This is a genomic window from Okeania sp. KiyG1, assembly GCF_014132355.1.
Lineage (GTDB): Bacteria > Cyanobacteriota > Cyanobacteriia > Cyanobacteriales > Microcoleaceae > Okeania.
In genome coordinates this window covers 50,623-67,682 of record NZ_BLZO01000089.1, presented here as the reverse complement: position 1 = coordinate 67,682, position 17,060 = coordinate 50,623, and the positions used below count along the sequence as shown (strand labels likewise).

Sequence of the window (17,060 nt, the reverse complement as noted above, 5' to 3'; positions counted from 1 at the left end):
CAAAAATGCCAAACTCCTGAATATCATATATAGCGTTCCAAAACTATAACGTTATAGATACATAGTGTTTAAGACTCAAAAATGCTTAACTCCTGAATATCATATATAGCGTTCCAAAACTATAACGTTATAGATACATAGTGTTTAAGACTCAAAAATGCTTAACTCCTGAATATCATATATAGCGTTCCAAAACTATAACGTTATAGATACATAGTGTTTAAGACTCAAAAATGCTTAACTCCTGAATATCATATATAGCGTTCCAAAACTATAACGTTATAGATACATAGTGTTTAAGACTCAAAAATGCTTAACTCCTGAATATCATATATAGCGTTCCAAAACTATAACGTTATAGATACATAGTGTTTGAGACTCAAAAATGCTTAACTCCTGAATATCATATATAGCGTTCCAAAACTATAACGTTATAGATACATAGTGTTTAAGACTCAAAAATGCCTAACTCCTGAATATCATATATAGCGTTCCAAAACTATAACGTTATAGATACATAGTGTTTAAGACCCAAAAATGCCTAACTCCTGAATATCATATATAGCGTTCCAAAACTATAACGTTATAGATACATAGTGTTTAAGACCCAAAAATGCCTAACTCCTGAATATCATATATAGCGTTCCAAAACTATAACGTTATAGATACATAGTGTTTAAGACCCAAAAATGCCTAACTCCTGAATATCATATATAGCGTTCCAAAACTATAACGTTATAGATACATAGTGTTTAAGACCCAAAAATGCCTAACTCCTGAATATCATATATAGCGTTCCAAAACTATAACGTTATAGATACATAGTGTTTAAGACCCAAAAATGCCTAACTCCTGAATATCATATATAGCGTTCCAAAACTATAACGTTATAGATACATAGTGTTTAAGACCCAAAAATGCCTAACTCCTGACTATATAAGTCATCTTCATTAACCCAGTGCGAACCGCTTACCAATATAAATTAAGGCCCAACAAAGAACAAATAAACATATCTATATAAATCTGATAGCTAATTTGATATCTATAAAGTAAAGTATAGATTTACAGTTGTGGAGATTTATTTAAAATTTTGCCCTTCCAGGGTATTATTAAATGCTAATATTTTCATTTTTTTGAATCTTTATTTTAATTAACTATTTCAGGCAGGGGAATAATTTAATATGGAATGGCACATCACAGATGCCCAAAGCTTAGGAATTATTGACAGAGAAATAGGCCCTCACGCCTTCTCTCCTGCGGAGTACGAAATTGTGAGGCGGGTAATATATGCTACGGCAGACTTTGAATATAAGTCTCTAATTAGTTTCTCTGACCATGCTTTACAGTCTGGAGCTGCTGCTTTAGCTGCTCGTACAACTATTGTCGTAGATGTGCCAATGGTTCAGGTGGGTATTGCGCCAGTAATTCAAAGTACCTTTGTTAATCCTGTTTATTGTTCAATGGATGCTATAACTAGACCCCAGAAGGAAAAAACTACGGCAGCTTGGGGAATTGAAACTTTAGCTAGACGTTATCCAGAGGGCATTTTCGTTATAGGTCAAGCTCAAACTGCCCTCTGTGCAATTGTTGACTTAATTGAAGCTGAGGAAATTAGACCTGCTTTGGTTATTGGTACTCCTTCTGGTTTTGTGGGGGTGGATGTAGCTAAGTCACGTTTATACGATTCGATGATTCCTCATATTAGAATTGATGGTCGTAAGGGTAGTGCTGTGGTAGCAATGGCTATTATTAATGGTTTAGTGGACTTAGCTTGGCAAGCTTATGGTCAACAAGGTCAAGGTAATTAACTAGCTATCAGCTATCAGCTTTCAGCTTTCAGCTTTCAGCTTTTCCGTTCCGGAATGCTCCACAAATAGCATTTAGCTAGAGCGCTAAAAATTCAAGGGTTTAAGTCCCCCACTATATTTGAAAAAGCCAGTGGTGTGTGTTCATGTGGGATTAAAACCCCCATTATAAACCTTGAGAAACTGAGTGCTGAGTGCTACTTCAATATTCTATATTACTTGGTTGAGGCTGTTTACTTTTTCTACGAGATGAGCGTACCTGATTAATTACTTCAATAAAAGCATCTCTTCTAAGATATGGATAATCACTAACCCAAAGATTTACAGTAGGAAGATAAACATCTGAACTTTTGACAATTTTTCCTAAATCTTCTTGATAAGACATCACTAACATTACAGCTACCTGACCTCTAGAAACGCCTTGATGATGACGGCGCAGTGGAGCCTGAATTTCAGTTACAAATCCTGTTTTATCGCCTACTTCTAAATTAATTCGTTGCTCTAAATTTTCTACTATCATTAGTTCCCCTTTCTTATTAACTGTTTCTTCTTCACCAACTACTTCTTCTGTAACATATACATCTAAAACTCGTCCTTGCCATAGACCACTATATGGGTATCGCCTACATTCTATATTGCGAAGACTAGCTAATAAAACAGGTCCCCAAAACCAATAAAGACCTGCTGTGATACCAATTAGTAAAAATAAAGGGTCTCCATCGTTATGAGCAAATACGTTAATTAAAACAATGGTCAAAACTGCAACAGCAGAAATTAAAGCTCGTTTCAAAACATCAGAGAATTTTCCCCAATAATATTTATATTGGTCGCTCGTAGCTACAGTTGGAATTAGTTGTTCAAATGTTTTACGAGTTAGAGGAACTAGCATTTATAAATTTCAAAGTTTAGATGAATTGATTTAATTTTAGACTAAAGTACATGATTAACGAAGTCAGAAGTCAGAATTCAAAAGCCAGAAGTTTGATAGGAGGACTAACAAAGTCAGAAGTCAGAATTTTTTGACTACTCCCCGGACTCAAGTCACGGGGATTCTAAGCAGATACTACGCAACAGGATAAATCCATGTTGCTCCGTCTGTTCTTAGCTGACCAAAGATATATTCTCTGGGGACAAGTCAAAGTGCCCCTACACAGTCGGCTTAAGTTTAACCCTAGCTTTCTGCTTACTTTTGCGATTATATTTGTAGCCCCATTACAGTCTGCATTAATCAACCAATTATTACCTGTTCTATACAAACCACGCTTTATTCTTTTTCCTGATGGTTTCCAATCATTGGGTTTCTCACCATAAATAGGAAGATTGTCACCATCTAAAAATGAAGCAACACTTGTATAACTTTCCTCAGTTTCTATAAATATAATCCCATACTCTTCACACAATTGAGATATTCTTTCTTTCAGTCTAGCTGTAGGAATTGGTACAAATTCTGAATTACTTTTTTTCCTAATTCTATTTGATTTTTCTGACCTTGATTCCAACCAAAAACTATTGTACCAATCTGATTTTTTAAGCAATGGTTAATGACTATTCTGGCTGCTTTATTAATACCGTCACGAATTTGGCGGTTACGCTTTTCTGTAATGGCAGCTAGCCTATTTGACCAAAATCCAGTCGGTTGATTTTCTTTAAGAGTTGATACTTGTTTGTTGTACCAACGATTCATTGATTTGAGATGTTTACCATCTACAATTAAGCTCGTACCTACATTGGATACACAGGTCAACCAATTATTTACACCATGGTCTATTCCTAAGACATTTTCTTGATTTAATTGAGGTTTAACTACTACTTCTTTTTCATAAACAAATTCCCAATAAAAGCATCTATTTCTTGGTAATATTCTCAGTTCTTTAATAGCAGAAAATGCTAGATTACTAGGAATGGGAATTAAGAAGCAATCTAGACCAAACCAGCGCTTACAGGTATTGCCTAGTGGCACTCTGATTTGATTACCTTTGAGTTTTAATGCTTGAGCCGGATAACTAACTGTAGCTAATCCTCCTTTCTTTCTATAGTTAGGAATCCTTGGTCTATTTGTGATTTTACCTTCACTATAGGCTTTAATTAGACCATAATAAGAGTGAAATGATTCGGCTACAGTTCTCAATATTTGTTGTGCTGAAGAGCGAATATAAAACTTTATAGTGGTTGTTCTTTTTGTAAACTTTTTCCAAGTCATACTTACCCAGAGTTTTGTGAGACTTAAAATATAATTGTCTGGCATAATATATTCCCATGTTAGTTAGCTTGTGAGACTGTTCACATAAGAATGTTAAGATAGCAATTAATTCAGGATTTTTATTTACTAAAACTTGCTGACAAGAGTACATTTGAAACGGGTGGACCGAAAAGTTATTGTCAATCATAGTAACAGAGGAAAACTTTAGTTGTCTAGTCCAAACGACTACCTTGTTTTCATCCCCTTGGTTCAAACACGGGGGCCTTCAACGTTGCTTTTCGGTAAAATAAAATACTTCGGATTAAAATCCGACGAGTTGCCTTTCATCCATCGCTTAAAAGACGATGGCTTTCATGCTCCCGTGTTATTTAGGTAATTCATGGTAAGGTGATAATTAGTTATATCCCGTTTACCAAGCTGATTTTTTAATGCAAAAATTCATTTCGCCAATTCTCAGTAGTATAATTCTGGCATTGTGGGTGAGTGGTATTGCAATCTTCTCAGTCCAGAATTCTGCCCCAATATCTTTGAAATTTATGGCTTTCCAGTCCATCCAGATGCCTATCGGAGTAATTTTGGCTTTTAGTGTGAGTGTAGGAGTTATTATTAGTTCCATTCTCCTACCACCTCTGTTTGGTATTGGACAAACGAAAGAGCATCAAGAAGATTTTTGATTTTATTTTCGATTATGGAAAATAACCTGTGCCCATATAGCACAGAAATTATCAATTTTTTTCCCCTACTCCCTACTCCCTCTTTTCTGGAGATTATAGTAGTTACTACAACTTGTATACTTGACCATCAATTAGTAGTCGAGTAATTCCTTTTGCTTGTAAATATACTGAAGTTTTTTGCAACATTCTACCATCAGGCACTTTCAGCACTCTTTGGTTGCGGGTAGAAAATCTATGAGCTACTCGGTGATTGTCAAAAACTGGTAAAGTTCTCTCTTGAGAATCTTCCATAGGTATTTGTCCTAGTTCACCAAAGGCCATCAAAGGTTTAGTCACTAACTCTGTAAATTTATCTACTACTAAGTAACAAATTTTTGGCAGAGCAGATTCTGTGAGAGGATAAATTTTAACTTGAGAGTAACTGGGATTTTGAATAGACAGATTGTAGGATGTTTCTACATCCTCTTCTTCTTCGTCAAACTTATCTTCATCTTCAAATTCCTGGCCGAAATCTTCTAAATCATCATCCTCAAAATCATCTAGGTTCTGGGTTTGCTCTAGTAGGTCTGCTGCTAAAATCTCTTCTATTTCTTCCTTTGGCAAATCGTAACTATTCTCAAAGCGATCGCTTGATTTTTGCTTTTCTTGAGAATTTAAAGATAATTTAGGAGCTTCTGTTGGCCGATAAATCTCAGGATTATTAGATGAAGAAGACCGTCGTCGTCTTTTTTTGACTACTTCACCCGATCCATCTTCCCCATCATCCAATACTTCTCGATCTAAGTCTTCCTTGACTTTTAACTCATCCAAATCATCTGTTGTATCCTGGTCAATATTATTTTTTTGGGAACGAGATGGACGTTTTTGCTTCTGTTGAACTAGCTCTTTATATTCATCTTCTGGTATGTTACTTTGCAATATACGTCTAATAGTAGAACTACTTACTCCATAACGGTCTGCCAGAGTAATAGTATTATCTTCTGTAGTTTGATACAGCTCAACAATTTCTAATTTTTCTGAATCTGAAAGTTTTGTAGGTGTCATACCACCTTCCCCAAAAAATACTTAGTTTATTGATAGCTAGATATGTATAACTTTACTTAAAATACTATAGCTTTAATGACATAACTATCTAGGACTTTAAGCTTTTTTCATCTGGTTCTAACCATAACTATAATATCATTGAAAAAAGCAAAACCTACTTATTAATGTATTATATCCTTAATTATAAATAATATAAATTCTTTCCCAAGCCCGTGACGAGGATTGAACTCGTGACCTCACCCTTACCAAGGGTGTGCTCTACCACTGAGCCACACGGGCATTTTTCTTTCAATCCTTCCTATTTGTGAGTGGGCCGAGCTGGATTTGAACCAGCGTAGGCATAGCCAGCGGATTTACAGTCCGCCCCCATTAACCACTCGGGCACCGACCCTTACGACTCACATTTATAAATAATAACACAAAAAAAATTTATTGCAATAGTTTTTTGGAAAAAAGTTTATTAGACATCTCTTCTAGAAGAGGGAACACCGGAACAGGAAGAAATAATAGTTAGGGTTTGTTGAAAAAGTATGAGTGGTAAGGGGAGTCCTGCATAGTAATGATGAAGATATATTTTTTAATTTCTCCCTCACTCCCCCACTCCCCCACTCCCCCACTCCCTCACTCCCTCACTTCCTCACTTCCTCCTGCCAGACTTAAGCTATTAATTCTCCAGTCTCTTGTAACGAATGTAGTCGGCGATAAATACCTTTTTGAGCTAATAATTCTTCGTGACTGCCAACTTCGACAATTTTACCTTGGTCAAGGACTACGATTTTATCCGCCTCCCTAACTGTACTTAATCTGTGGGCAATAATAATTGTAGTGCGAGTACCAAAAATATTACGCATTGCTAACTGAATCGATCGCTCACTTTCATAGTCCAAACTTGAAGTTGCCTCATCAAAAATTAGCACATCTGGGTCTACTAATAATGCCCTAGCAATTCCTATACGTTGTCGTTGACCACCGGATAATCGCATTCCTCTTTCACCAACAACTGTATAGTAACCTTGAGGCATTTGTTCAATAAATTCATCAGCTTTAGCAATTTTACAAGCATCTTTAACTTGGGCAAAAGTTGCTTGAGGATTACCGTAAATCAAGTTACTTAATAGAGTGCCATTAAATATATCTACTTCTTGATGAACAATTGCTAATCTACGTCGATAACCTGTAATATCCAGAGTATTAATATTTTCTCCATCAATTAAAATTTTGCCTTGATTTGGCTGAAAATATCTGAATATTAATTTGACTAAAGTAGATTTTCCTGAGCCAGATTTTCCGACTAAAGCGACTGTTTGACAAGGTTGAATTAAGAGATTGATATCTTCTAAAACAGATTGGTTTGGATTGTAGCCAAAGCTTAAGTTAGATAACTCTACTTTTCCTGTAAATTTATAGGCATTAATCTGTGACGAACTGGCAATTTCTCCTGATAAATTAGCAGCATCAGAACCTATAGGTAATTGCATAAATTCATGGAAATGAATCATTGAAGCATAGCGACGGACAAATTCTTCAGTTAGCTGACTAAGGGGAGTTATCTCTGCATAAGCCATACTTGCTAGGGTATATATAGTCACGAAATATCCTAGAGAAATTTCGCCAGACAATGTTGCTGATAATGTTAAACCCAGAATGAAGAAAAGACAAAGTTGAACAACTGTTGTCTGATACATAGATAGCCAAACATAGCCTCGATGAATTCGATAGATAATAACTTTGAGAGCGCGGTTAATTCGGGTGGTTTGTTTGTGCAGTTCTTGAGTTTCTGTAGCAAATGCTTTGACTGTTTTAATATTGGTAATAATTTCTGAATTATGACTTTCTGTGTTTTCTTCATACTTATCAAAAGTTACTTCTATTTTGATAAGATTTTGAAGGATTTTGGTAGTAAAACTGAGAATAAAGATAAAAGAAATTAAGAATAGAATAGCAATCTCCCATTCTATTAAACAGATGACGATAAAAATACCTAGTACGCGCACTAATTTGGGTATTAATACACCAGCAATTTCAGGATAAGTCCAAGTGTGGTTTAAGACTCCTTTAGAAATGCGGTTGGCTATCCGTCCTGGGTTATTTTCATCATAAAATTCTATAGGTAGGGTGAGGATTTTTTTGACGGCGTTTTGGAAATGGTCTCGACGTGCTTTTAGAGGAACTACCCAGTGATACCAGTGTCCTAACCAAGCCATAGTTGGACCTTTGGTGATGCTGACTAAAAATATTAGTCCTAATGTCACTGATAGGGATAATGATTGATTGCTTGGTAGTCCAGTTAGATTGGAGACTGCTCCAATCAAGTTTTCCATTGGCCAGTCTGTGGGACGGTCTGAAAGTATGTTCAAAGTCTGACCGATGGCATAAGGAACTATTAAATCAATTAGTTCGAGGGCGCTAGATGCTCCGATACCTAAGATGGAAAGTGGTAGGTATGCCTGGTAGTATTTAATGATGTCCCGAAAAGTTGCCATAATTCTACTATCAAATATTTTTAGAGGCACAGCTAGCGCTACGCAAGTCAGAAGTCAGAAGTTAGTAGGGGCGAATGGCCATTCGCCCGTACAAGTTAGAAGTTATCCCTGACTAACTTTGAGCATTTATAAATGTCCGCGCCCTATTTGCGTAGTGCTATATTAATTATACTACACACATAATACGCTATGTAATATAAAACCTAATACTTACTATTTTTAGATTTTGGATAATAAAAGTATATCGTAATAGTAAAGCAGTTGCGATCGCGAAAGTAAATTTATGGTAGAAGGTAGTCAAGAAAAGGTTAATTATCTAAGTTGAAATTTTTGTAATATTTAGTTTTTTTATAAGGAAGAGGGAAGAAGTAGAAGAAGTAAGAAAAGAGCAATAATATAGAGCAATTATCATGACAATTTTCTATTATTTGTAGCCAAAATTTATCGCGTCTTCTGGTATTACAGAACCCTGATGGTATCTTTGTAAAGGTAAGGGTTTTTGGCAAAGAAGTCAGGAGTTAGGAGTTCGAGAAATAGAATAGGGGAAAAAGATAGAAAATTGCCCCCATATTCACCATCTCCCCATCTCCCTAGATTGAAGTATATAAATAGACATCTCCAATCATCAAAAATCGAATTAATTATTGCACTCTTATTCATCAATTCTTCCCCACTACGACCTAAGAAGGTTGCATACAACGTCTCTATAGATACCAAATGGGTTCTATACAAATTTCAAGAAGAATGTTACGAGTAATAAGAGTTATGGAAAGAGTTTAGATAAGATCTATATGAGAGTGGGTAAAATGTTCTGCTTCAATGGAGCTTTATTCTAAGAAATAGTGTTTAGATTATTCCTCCTAACTCCTAACTTTTAATCTCATTTCTGTTTAATTAGTGATGAAAAAAAGCATATTCTCACTTCAACGACAAATATCTCCGATAATCCCTTATTTATAAGTCAATACAGTTCAGTTAAGGATTTTTTGAAGAAAGAAGAAGGAAAGTAGATAAGTCTATAGATCAATACAGTTCAGTTAAGGATTTTTTTGGCAGTTCTGTCATCTGAAGAGTTACTCTAATGGTTCCATACCTGATGAGTTTTAGTCTGATATGAACCTGATAAGTACCGGACATGATATAAATCTTAGCAACAGCCTAACTATACAATTAATGTCCGAGATTTAATAATATAAATTTATTGTTTTCTGTTCCTTCTTAAATCGATAAAACTTGAGTCAAAATTTTCTTGTGTTCTTCAACAGTCTTTTCAGGAACATAATCAAAAATTTGAATTTTTTCTCCTTCTTGATTTTCGGTCGGTAGCGGAGAATTAGGAGTACATAAAAATACTAATCCTACTGACCAACCAAAACCACGTTGTTTTTCTTCACTCGGATATTCTGAATATCCTAATAACTGTTGTTTTGTAACTGTAATACTCAACTCTTCTACGGCAATTCTTTGAATAGCATCTTCAATATATTCTTGATAAAAAACTGTACCTCCAGGAATATGCCACAGATTATTCCAGGCAGCATCTTTTCTAAGAGTTAATGCCACACCTACATCAGTTTTCACAACTACTTCTACAACTAATCTAGGAACTTGAGAATATAGGAGTTTAAATTCTTCTGGAGAAAAAGGTTTCTTGCGACTCATTTGATTTTATAGTGCTAGGCGCTAGGTAATAGGGAATAGGGAACAGGGAATAACAAACTTTAAAAGGGTTTTAAAAAGGGTTTTAGGGTTGAAAAAATCCTAACCAATTATTGTAGTTCTATATTCCTCTTAATTATAGTAGTTGAAGGAAAGGTTAGCACAGATCGAAAGCTTATATTATGTCCGGTTGAACAGTTATGAATAAACGACGAAGGAGTCAGGAGTCAGGAGTCAGGAGGGAAGAAAGAAGAAGAAAGAGAAAGTTTTTTTATCTCTAATTACCCGGAGATGATAATATAGCAGTTTTCATTAACATAGAATACAGAAATTTTGGCTTAAAGGTAGCTATGCTGTTTGCGCAGCATGACCTAGGAAAGGCAGAATTTTTGTAGTTAACATGAGTGAAAACCGCTATAAAATTCAGACAAAGCAATATTTTTCTTTCTTCCTTCTTCCTTCTTCCCTATTCTTTCTTCCCTATTCAAAAAATCCTTAACGGAACTGTATTGAACTATAACGGAAGAGAATTTTTATTTGGAATATTAAATATTTGAATGATTGCCTTTTCTAGTAAATAAATTATCTTTTCAGTGCCAGGTTTAATACCCTACCGTCAACGGGGGTGCTGAAAATTGTTTGGGGTTATAAAATACGAAGTGGCCGGTAGTTGACTATCCATAAGCAATTTTCCCTTCTTCCTTCTTCCTTCTTCCTTCTTCCATCTTCCATGAGAATTTTTCATTTCAGTTAATAGCAGTTGCTCGACTTCAACTAATTTGAGTTAAGGTTATTTCAAGTTGCTTTTGTATTTGTGTAAGTTGCTGTTGTTTAGCAGATATAAATGCTTTTTCAACTTTTAGTTGTGACTGAGTTTCTTTGTGAGCTTTATCTTGTTGTTCTAGGAGATTTTCATAAAGCAATATTGCCTGTTCGATCGCCGTACTTACGGATTTAAATTGAGTGTAAAAAACTTCAGCAATATTGTCACAAACCTTATCAAGTATTTCTTCAGAAGATTCCTGAAACTTTTGAAAACCTACATGATAAACTTGTTGTTTGATCTTCGTATCTGCCTTTTCTTCATCACCACCAATACCAAAAAATGAACTAATCAAAGCCACTGCTCCCCCAGCTATAATAGGTAAAATTCCCAATCCTGTAAACATAAATAATGCATCTGCCGTCAGACCACCTAATTGTAATACTTCCCATAAACCACCTCCATTATCATCATATCCTTCTAACTTAATTACAGAATTTATATCTAACTCATCTGCTCTAATATTTGCAATTGCCAAATTAAATTGCTCATTCAAATTAGAATTTACTTGCTCGTCAACCTCTTGTAAATTCATTCTAACAACCTCTAAACTTTGGCAAACTTCTTTACTGAGAATCTGTAAATTATTCACCACAATTTTCTTGACTTCTGTATTCCCCCAGTTTTCTAATTCTACAGAAAGAGAACTTGTAAATCCTTCAGCATAATCTTTGATAACTTTTTCCCTATCCCAAAGAGGTGAATGTTCTGAATCCCATTCATTAATTTTTTCAGATAAGCGATCGCTCAATTCTTCTGCCCATTTATCCCATGCTTCAGCAGTTTTTTTAATACTCTTATCTTTGAGTTTTTCAGTAGTTGATAAAATTTTCACATCCCCTTCACTTGCTTTCCCTATTTTTTCCAATATTTTCTGTTTTGCCTCCTCTGATAAATACACCTGACCATCTAAAATTTTTTCTGCTTGTTCTAATCCTTTTATTCCCTCAGAAATTAAATTATTAATCTTAGTCACAAACTGCTGAATTGCCACAACACCTCGCTCAACAGTAAGAAAATTTTCTATGGACTTTGTGAAATGATAAAAATATGTCAAATATTCATTTTCTTTATCCTCTAAAGTTGCATCCAAAGCAGCTTGAGCAGAAATAAAATGTAAACGACTTTCATCTGCAATAATCGGTTTTTCACCAAAGACAAAATTTTCTAAGCTCTTTCTAATTTGCTGACGCTCTTTTTCACTCCTAACTAAATCTAGAAAATTCACCAACACAAATAAATTATCTGTAGGTAAATCAATTTGATTCCCATTTAACTGCAACTTCAAAGTTTGAAGTAACTCTCGTTCCCCTTGAGTTAATGAACGAGAAGCATTAGTTAAAAAAATTACAGCATCTGTATCTTTGATTAATTTTTGAGTAATAATTTTACGGTCTGGATGTTCATTTAAACCAGGAGAATCAACAATTTCTACCCCACTTTTACATAACTCTAAATCTGGATGTTCAAAAAATATTGATTCTAGGTCCGAGCGTGCTAATTCTTGACTCATATCTCCTAAAGCTGCTGATTCTGAAATAGTAGATTTTTCCTGATATTCTGCTAAAGAAATTTCTATCTCATTACCATTTTTATAACGACAAATAACCCGCTTTTGTTCGCCATATTTTAAAACTGTAACTGTGCCACTACAAGGAATTTCTCTGACTGGTTGAATTTCTTCTCCTAACAAAGCATTTAATAAGGTTGATTTACCTTGACTAAATTCTCCAACCACTGCAACTCGGAATTTTTGGGATTGTATTTTTTCGGAGACTTTACCGACTTCAGATATTAAAGTATTGGGAAGTAAATCTCTCTCAGTTGATACTGTAACTATTTGATAAATTTCGGAGCAAATATTCTGCAATTTTTGTTTATGTTGTTGAAACTCTTTTAACTTTTGATAAACTACAGTTTGTTGAAGCTGATTTTTTTTGTTTTGATTTTGATAGTAGTTGGGTAAAAGTGAATTTAGCATTTCACTAGCAGCTTTGACAAAAATATTATCTAACTGATGGAAACGTGCTGGGTTGAGTAAATATGCCACTTCATCCATCGCCTTATGGGCTAAATTTTCTTGATGAGTGAATCCTGCTTCTAATACCTGCAAATGTTTAGTTTTAATGCCTAATTTACGACTAATAATTTCCAAATATTTTTTTTCTCGTGCATCAATATTTCCATCAGCGGCAGACATTTCATAACCAAAGCAAATTAATAACAATTTTTCTGGAAGAGACAGAGGAGAAGTTAGTGTTAAAATCGCCTCAATTTTTTTGTAAAGATGTTGTTTTGATACTCCTTGAATCATTAATTTAGTTAATTCCAAAATATTTCCTTTTGGCGGAATAAATTTATGGAGGGTAATTTTTAATCTCGCTCTTTCTTCCTCTGCTACTTTCCCATCTGCATAAATAACACCTATCAGTATGATGACCAAATTTGCCAGAAATAATACTGGTGGATTAATATCCTTCTTACTCAACTTATTTCCAGTAATAACAGATAGTAACTTGACTGATTCGGTGTTTATTTTTGCAGTATCCATAGGTATATATATTTAAGATTTTATTGAGATATTATTATTATACCTGCATCAAAGTTATTACTGAGTAAAGATATTTCACAAAAATCTATCATGATAAATTTAGATGTCTGTATATAAACAATCAGAATAATGAGTTAACTTAAGGTAAGAATCAATCCAATAGAAATGATTGACAGTAGTCTGCCTAATAAAATCAAAGAACGAGGTTGTCTTAAAGGAATTGAAAGTAATATTACGCCGAATAAATTGCATAGTTGTATTAACTTTGTAAAATCTTCTAATCTGTTTTGATTATTTTGTTTATATAGTTTTTTATTGAATAAATTTTAGAGCTGAGAAATCACTATATACAAAAGCTTTAAATTTTTTTCTATGTTAGACTAGGCTATTAAATAAGAAGGTAAGCATTTCCTACGGAATGCTGCGCAAACAACCGTCAGCTATTAGCTATTAATTTTGGGTCTGCGTAAAAGTAACCTTTGAATGAAATTGAAAAAGAATAAAAAGTTGCTGCCAAAGTCCCTGGACAAAACCTGAGAAGTAATTATTCATTATTAATTGCTAATAGCTAACTGCTGATAGCTGAATGCTTACATAAAAAGACTTAATGCAAACCCATTCTTAAACACAGTTTATGGTTACTAATATATCCTCAGAAATTAAAAATATCATTGAAAAACGTCAACCTCTAGCTAAGAGAGTTGAAAAAGTAGAGGCTCATTTGATTTCTCTACAGCAATATATTCAACGACTAATTAGAGAGCGGAATAATTTTCTGCCTCAGCTTAATGATTCTCAAACATCGGAAATTTTGCAAGGGATTAATTTGCCTCAAATAGAGCAAGAGATAACAACGAATTTAACGATAATTAGTAAACTAAAAGCACGGTTTTCTCGCCAAACTCTAAATATTGGTGTAGTTGGTAAACCAAGGCAAGGGAAAAGTAAATTTTTACAGACTTTAACAGGGTTAACTCGCAATGAAATTCCCGATGGTAGCGGACAGCATTGCACGGGAGTTATGAGTATTATTTATCATCAATTACAAGCAAAATCCACTACAGGAAAAGTCTACTCTCACTCCCAAGAAAGTTTACTAGAAGAAGTTATTAAGCTTTACTATGGAGACTTATTATTAGGAACAACACCACAAAAATTTGACGATTTTCTTAACGGGGGTTTACCTGCATTACCAAGCAATATTACTAACAAAGTAGACCAAGCAAAATATGAATATTTGAAGCGGTATAAAGAACATTATAATGATTATCAAAATTTGTTGAATCTGAAACCTATTTTTTCCATTCCCCAGAACAAAATTAGAGAATATGTTGCCCAAGATGATGTTGATGGCAAACAAGTTTATTACAATTATTTAGCTGTCAAAAAAGTAGAAATTGAATCTCAGTTTCCCCACTCAGATATTGGTCAAATAGCAGTAGTAGATTTGCCTGGTTTAGGTGACACAGGGGTAGGAGATGTAGAGCGAATGATTAAAGTTTTAAGTGAAGATGTAGACTTTGTTTTGTTTATGCGAAAACCTAACTCTGGAGGAGATTATTGGGATAAAGATTCTGATGTAGGTCTCTATGATAAAGCGCAAAAAGGAATACCTACAATTCCTTTATCAAGATGGTCATTTTTAATTCTTAATAAAACTGCTCCTGACTCGGAGCAAGGAGATAATTCCAAAAATTGTCAGGGTTTTTTAGATAAACTTCCTGATACAAGGATGGAGTTTGCTGACTGTATTATTGCTGACTGTGCTAATACAGAAGAAACGGCAAATGTGTTAGAAAAAATTTTGCAGTATTTGACGGAAAATATTACTGAGTTAGACCATAAATATGCCAAAATTTTTGAAAATCAGTTGATTAAGTTAAGTAAAGATTTGCAAGCAGATTTAGAAAAAGCTAGTTCTGCTCTACAAGAATATGCGGGAGATAAAAGACTTTTTAAGAAGTTGTTTAAGCAATTTTGGGATAAATTAACTAATACTTTACAGCCACATTTGGAAACAATTGAGTCGGTAAGTAATCAAACAGATAAAACTTTCCAAGAAGAACTAAATAAAGTTATAGAAAATTGCCAAAAACTTTCATCTATTCCTGAGTCTGTGGAACCAATCAAAGAAAAGAGAAATAAACTTGGTTCATATACGGAAGCTTACAGTCGTTATCTGCATATTATCAGAACCGATTTATCCAAAAATTCTTATCTCTAGATGGAAAAATTCAAGAATCTTTGGATGAAATTAAATCAGAAATAGGTCGATTATTAACTGATGAAGTGCAACTAGGAGGATTAACTGATGAGCGAGAAATTGAGTTCCTAAAATGGATGGCAGAGCATATTCCAGGGGATTTAGAAAATATGAGGTTAGGGTTTGAAACTATTTCCGCTTTTAACGTATCTTATGCAGGTATTATTCAGCGTCAAGTTAGACAATATATTAATAAACTTACCCCTGATAAAAATCCTCTTAGTTTAACTTCCGAAAATGCAGAAAATTCGGAAAAAGTGTTGATAAAAATTAAGGAAATTCATCAAGGGGTAATTGATTCATGTAAGTCAGATTTAGATAAATTATTATCTGAGCCTAAACAGTTAGCTTATGCCATGGTAGCTGAGTTTGTAGATCGGATATTGCGCCCTGAAGATATTAAAGATGATTGGGATATTTTTTTAAATGATGAACAAGTGCGACAGAAAGTTTGGCCGGAATTTAAGACTATGGCAAATCGGATGAAAATTCAAAAAGATTGGCAAAGTTTAGTAGAGCAAATTATTGATATTAATCAGTTAGAAAAGATGAGATTTTTATAGGGAATTCAAATACCGTAGGTTGGGTTAAGCGGCGCAACCCAACAAAAACTTCTCTAACAGTACATTTTTATAAAGACAATATAATTTTATTTCAAAGGTAATACAAAGATTTCCTAATCTTAATAGGTAGCTATGTATGTTGAGTTTTGCACCTAAATTTATTTCTAGCTGTAGGTTGGGTTAAGCTTTAGCGCAACCCAACAAAAATTTCTCTAGCAGCACATTTTTTAGTCAGGGCAATATAATTTGATTGAAAAAGTAATAGAGATTTTTCCTAATCTTAATGTGGAGCTATATATACAGCGTATTCTACTTTGATGAAGTAGACCCATCGCGGGCAAGATGCCCGCACTAGAAACGTTTAATTTTTAATATTTGTACTTCATATACTTGAAAAATGCTGTAACTCTTTGCATAACAATTAGGTAGGGTTATTCAAGAAAAAAACTTTTGAACAAATCATAAATTATTTGAGTCATGGTTGTTAATTTCCTGATTAGTTGTGCAAAGATATTTATGTTGGGTTTATCCTGCGGATAAGCTCCGCTAACGTTCCTCAAACCAACCTACAAAGTGTTATATAAAATTGCGACTGCTAATTAATTTATGTAAGTCAGATTTAGACAAATTACTATCTGAACCTAAACAGTTAGCTTATGCAATGGTGGCTGAATTTATAGACAGGATATTGTACGCTGAAGATATTAAAGATGATTGGGATATTTTTTTAAATGATGAACAAGTACGACAGAAGGTTTGGCCGGAGTTTAAGACTATGGCAAATCGGATGAAAATTCAAAGAGATTGGCAAAGTTTAGTTGAGCAAATTATGGATATTAATCGGTTAGAAAATATGAGATTTTTATAGGGAATTAAAATACCGTAGGTTGGGTTAAGCGCCAGCGCAACCCAACAAAAATTTCTCTAACAATACATTTTTATAAAGACAATATAATTTTATTTCAAAGGTAATACAAAGATTTCCTAATCTTAAT

13 protein-coding genes and 2 tRNA genes are annotated in these 17,060 nt (G+C 34.1%); 5 read left to right on the top strand and 10 right to left on the bottom strand.

The features are described 5' to 3' along the window. The first annotated feature begins 1,181 nt into the window (after window positions 1–1,181). Window positions 1,182–1,808, top strand: coding sequence for a precorrin-8X methylmutase (locus tag SAGCYANO_RS20260; RefSeq protein ID WP_202221712.1), 627 nt, complete (start codon window positions 1,182–1,184; stop codon window positions 1,806–1,808). Window positions 1,809–2,007: 199 nt separating this feature from the next. On the opposite strand, the gene SAGCYANO_RS20255 is transcribed toward SAGCYANO_RS20260, so the two are convergent. From SAGCYANO_RS20255 to SAGCYANO_RS45075, 3 genes are all read right to left on the bottom strand, one after another. Continuing rightward, window positions 2,008–2,694: a phosphate ABC transporter permease gene (locus SAGCYANO_RS20255; RefSeq protein WP_202221711.1), complete on the bottom strand. Its 687-nt coding sequence runs from the start codon at window positions 2,692–2,694 to the stop codon at window positions 2,008–2,010. A gap of 163 nt (window positions 2,695–2,857) precedes the next feature. Further along, entirely contained in the window at window positions 2,858–3,205 is a 348-nt protein-coding gene (locus SAGCYANO_RS45080) for a hypothetical protein (protein WP_237396408.1), read from the bottom strand. A gap of 17 nt (window positions 3,206–3,222) precedes the next feature. Then, window positions 3,223–4,050, bottom strand: coding sequence for an RNA-guided endonuclease TnpB family protein (locus tag SAGCYANO_RS45075; RefSeq protein WP_237396406.1), 828 nt, complete (start codon window positions 4,048–4,050; stop codon window positions 3,223–3,225). A 383-nt stretch (window positions 4,051–4,433) separates the two neighbouring features. Here SAGCYANO_RS45075 and SAGCYANO_RS20245 point away from each other — a divergent pair, with 383 nt between their 5' ends. After that, window positions 4,434–4,679 (top strand): lipopolysaccharide assembly protein LapA domain-containing protein, encoded by a 246-nt coding sequence (locus tag SAGCYANO_RS20245; protein WP_202221710.1) that lies wholly within the window; start codon window positions 4,434–4,436, stop codon window positions 4,677–4,679. A gap of 105 nt (window positions 4,680–4,784) precedes the next feature. On the opposite strand, the gene SAGCYANO_RS20240 is transcribed toward SAGCYANO_RS20245, so the two are convergent. The 7 genes from SAGCYANO_RS20240 to SAGCYANO_RS20210 all read right to left on the bottom strand — a co-directional run bounded on the left by SAGCYANO_RS20240 (window position 4,785) and on the right by SAGCYANO_RS20210 (window position 13,239). Next, on the bottom strand, window positions 4,785–5,723 hold the full coding sequence (locus SAGCYANO_RS20240) for a hypothetical protein (RefSeq protein WP_202221709.1): 939 nt from the start codon (window positions 5,721–5,723) through the stop codon (window positions 4,785–4,787). A gap of 207 nt (window positions 5,724–5,930) precedes the next feature. Further along, window positions 5,931–6,002, bottom strand: a tRNA-Thr gene (locus SAGCYANO_RS20235). Between the two features lie 30 nt (window positions 6,003–6,032). Further along, window positions 6,033–6,114 (bottom strand) — tRNA-Tyr (locus tag SAGCYANO_RS20230). A gap of 265 nt (window positions 6,115–6,379) precedes the next feature. Then, window positions 6,380–8,206 carry an ABC transporter ATP-binding protein gene (locus tag SAGCYANO_RS20225; RefSeq protein ID WP_202221708.1) on the bottom strand — a complete coding sequence of 609 codons (1,827 nt, stop codon included), beginning with the start codon at window positions 8,204–8,206 and terminating at the stop codon, window positions 6,380–6,382. Between the two features lie 459 nt (window positions 8,207–8,665). Then, entirely contained in the window at window positions 8,666–8,938 is a 273-nt protein-coding gene (locus SAGCYANO_RS20220) for a hypothetical protein (protein ID WP_202221707.1), read from the bottom strand. Window positions 8,939–9,424: 486 nt separating this feature from the next. After that, window positions 9,425–9,868 (bottom strand): NUDIX hydrolase, encoded by a 444-nt coding sequence (locus SAGCYANO_RS20215; RefSeq protein WP_202221706.1) that lies wholly within the window; start codon window positions 9,866–9,868, stop codon window positions 9,425–9,427. A gap of 767 nt (window positions 9,869–10,635) precedes the next feature. Next, window positions 10,636–13,239, bottom strand: a complete 2,604-nt coding sequence (locus SAGCYANO_RS20210; RefSeq protein WP_202221705.1) for a dynamin family protein — start codon at window positions 13,237–13,239, stop codon at window positions 10,636–10,638. A 634-nt stretch (window positions 13,240–13,873) separates the two neighbouring features. Between SAGCYANO_RS20210 and SAGCYANO_RS20205 the strand changes: the two genes are divergently transcribed. The 3 genes from SAGCYANO_RS20205 to SAGCYANO_RS20195 all read left to right on the top strand — a co-directional run bounded on the left by SAGCYANO_RS20205 (window position 13,874) and on the right by SAGCYANO_RS20195 (window position 16,933). Further along, window positions 13,874–15,463, top strand: coding sequence for a hypothetical protein (locus SAGCYANO_RS20205; RefSeq protein ID WP_202221704.1), 1,590 nt, complete (start codon window positions 13,874–13,876; stop codon window positions 15,461–15,463). A gap of 20 nt (window positions 15,464–15,483) precedes the next feature. Beyond that, the gene (locus tag SAGCYANO_RS20200; protein ID WP_202221703.1) at window positions 15,484–16,065 is read left to right on the top strand and encodes a hypothetical protein; all 582 of its coding nucleotides are present in this window, start codon (window positions 15,484–15,486) and stop codon (window positions 16,063–16,065) included. A gap of 586 nt (window positions 16,066–16,651) precedes the next feature. Beyond that, window positions 16,652–16,933 (top strand): hypothetical protein, encoded by a 282-nt coding sequence (locus SAGCYANO_RS20195; RefSeq protein ID WP_202221702.1) that lies wholly within the window; start codon window positions 16,652–16,654, stop codon window positions 16,931–16,933. The last annotated feature ends 127 nt before the right edge of the window (window positions 16,934–17,060 follow it).

Coding starts and splice junctions, on each gene's coding strand:
- SAGCYANO_RS20240 (WP_202221709.1), bottom strand. CDS start 5,723: ATGACACCTACAAAACTTTCAGATTCAGAAAAATTAGAAATTGTTGAG.
- SAGCYANO_RS20210 (WP_202221705.1), bottom strand. CDS start 13,239: ATGGATACTGCAAAAATAAACACCGAATCAGTCAAGTTACTATCTGTT.
- SAGCYANO_RS20205 (WP_202221704.1), top strand. CDS start 13,874: ATGGTTACTAATATATCCTCAGAAATTAAAAATATCATTGAAAAACGT.
- SAGCYANO_RS20245 (WP_202221710.1), top strand. CDS start 4,434: ATGCAAAAATTCATTTCGCCAATTCTCAGTAGTATAATTCTGGCATTG.
- SAGCYANO_RS20215 (WP_202221706.1), bottom strand. CDS start 9,868: ATGAGTCGCAAGAAACCTTTTTCTCCAGAAGAATTTAAACTCCTATAT.
- SAGCYANO_RS20225 (WP_202221708.1), bottom strand. CDS start 8,206: ATGGCAACTTTTCGGGACATCATTAAATACTACCAGGCATACCTACCA.
- SAGCYANO_RS45075 (WP_237396406.1), bottom strand. CDS start 4,050: ATGCCAGACAATTATATTTTAAGTCTCACAAAACTCTGGGTAAGTATG.
- SAGCYANO_RS20260 (WP_202221712.1), top strand. CDS start 1,182: ATGGAATGGCACATCACAGATGCCCAAAGCTTAGGAATTATTGACAGA.
- SAGCYANO_RS20255 (WP_202221711.1), bottom strand. CDS start 2,694: ATGCTAGTTCCTCTAACTCGTAAAACATTTGAACAACTAATTCCAACT.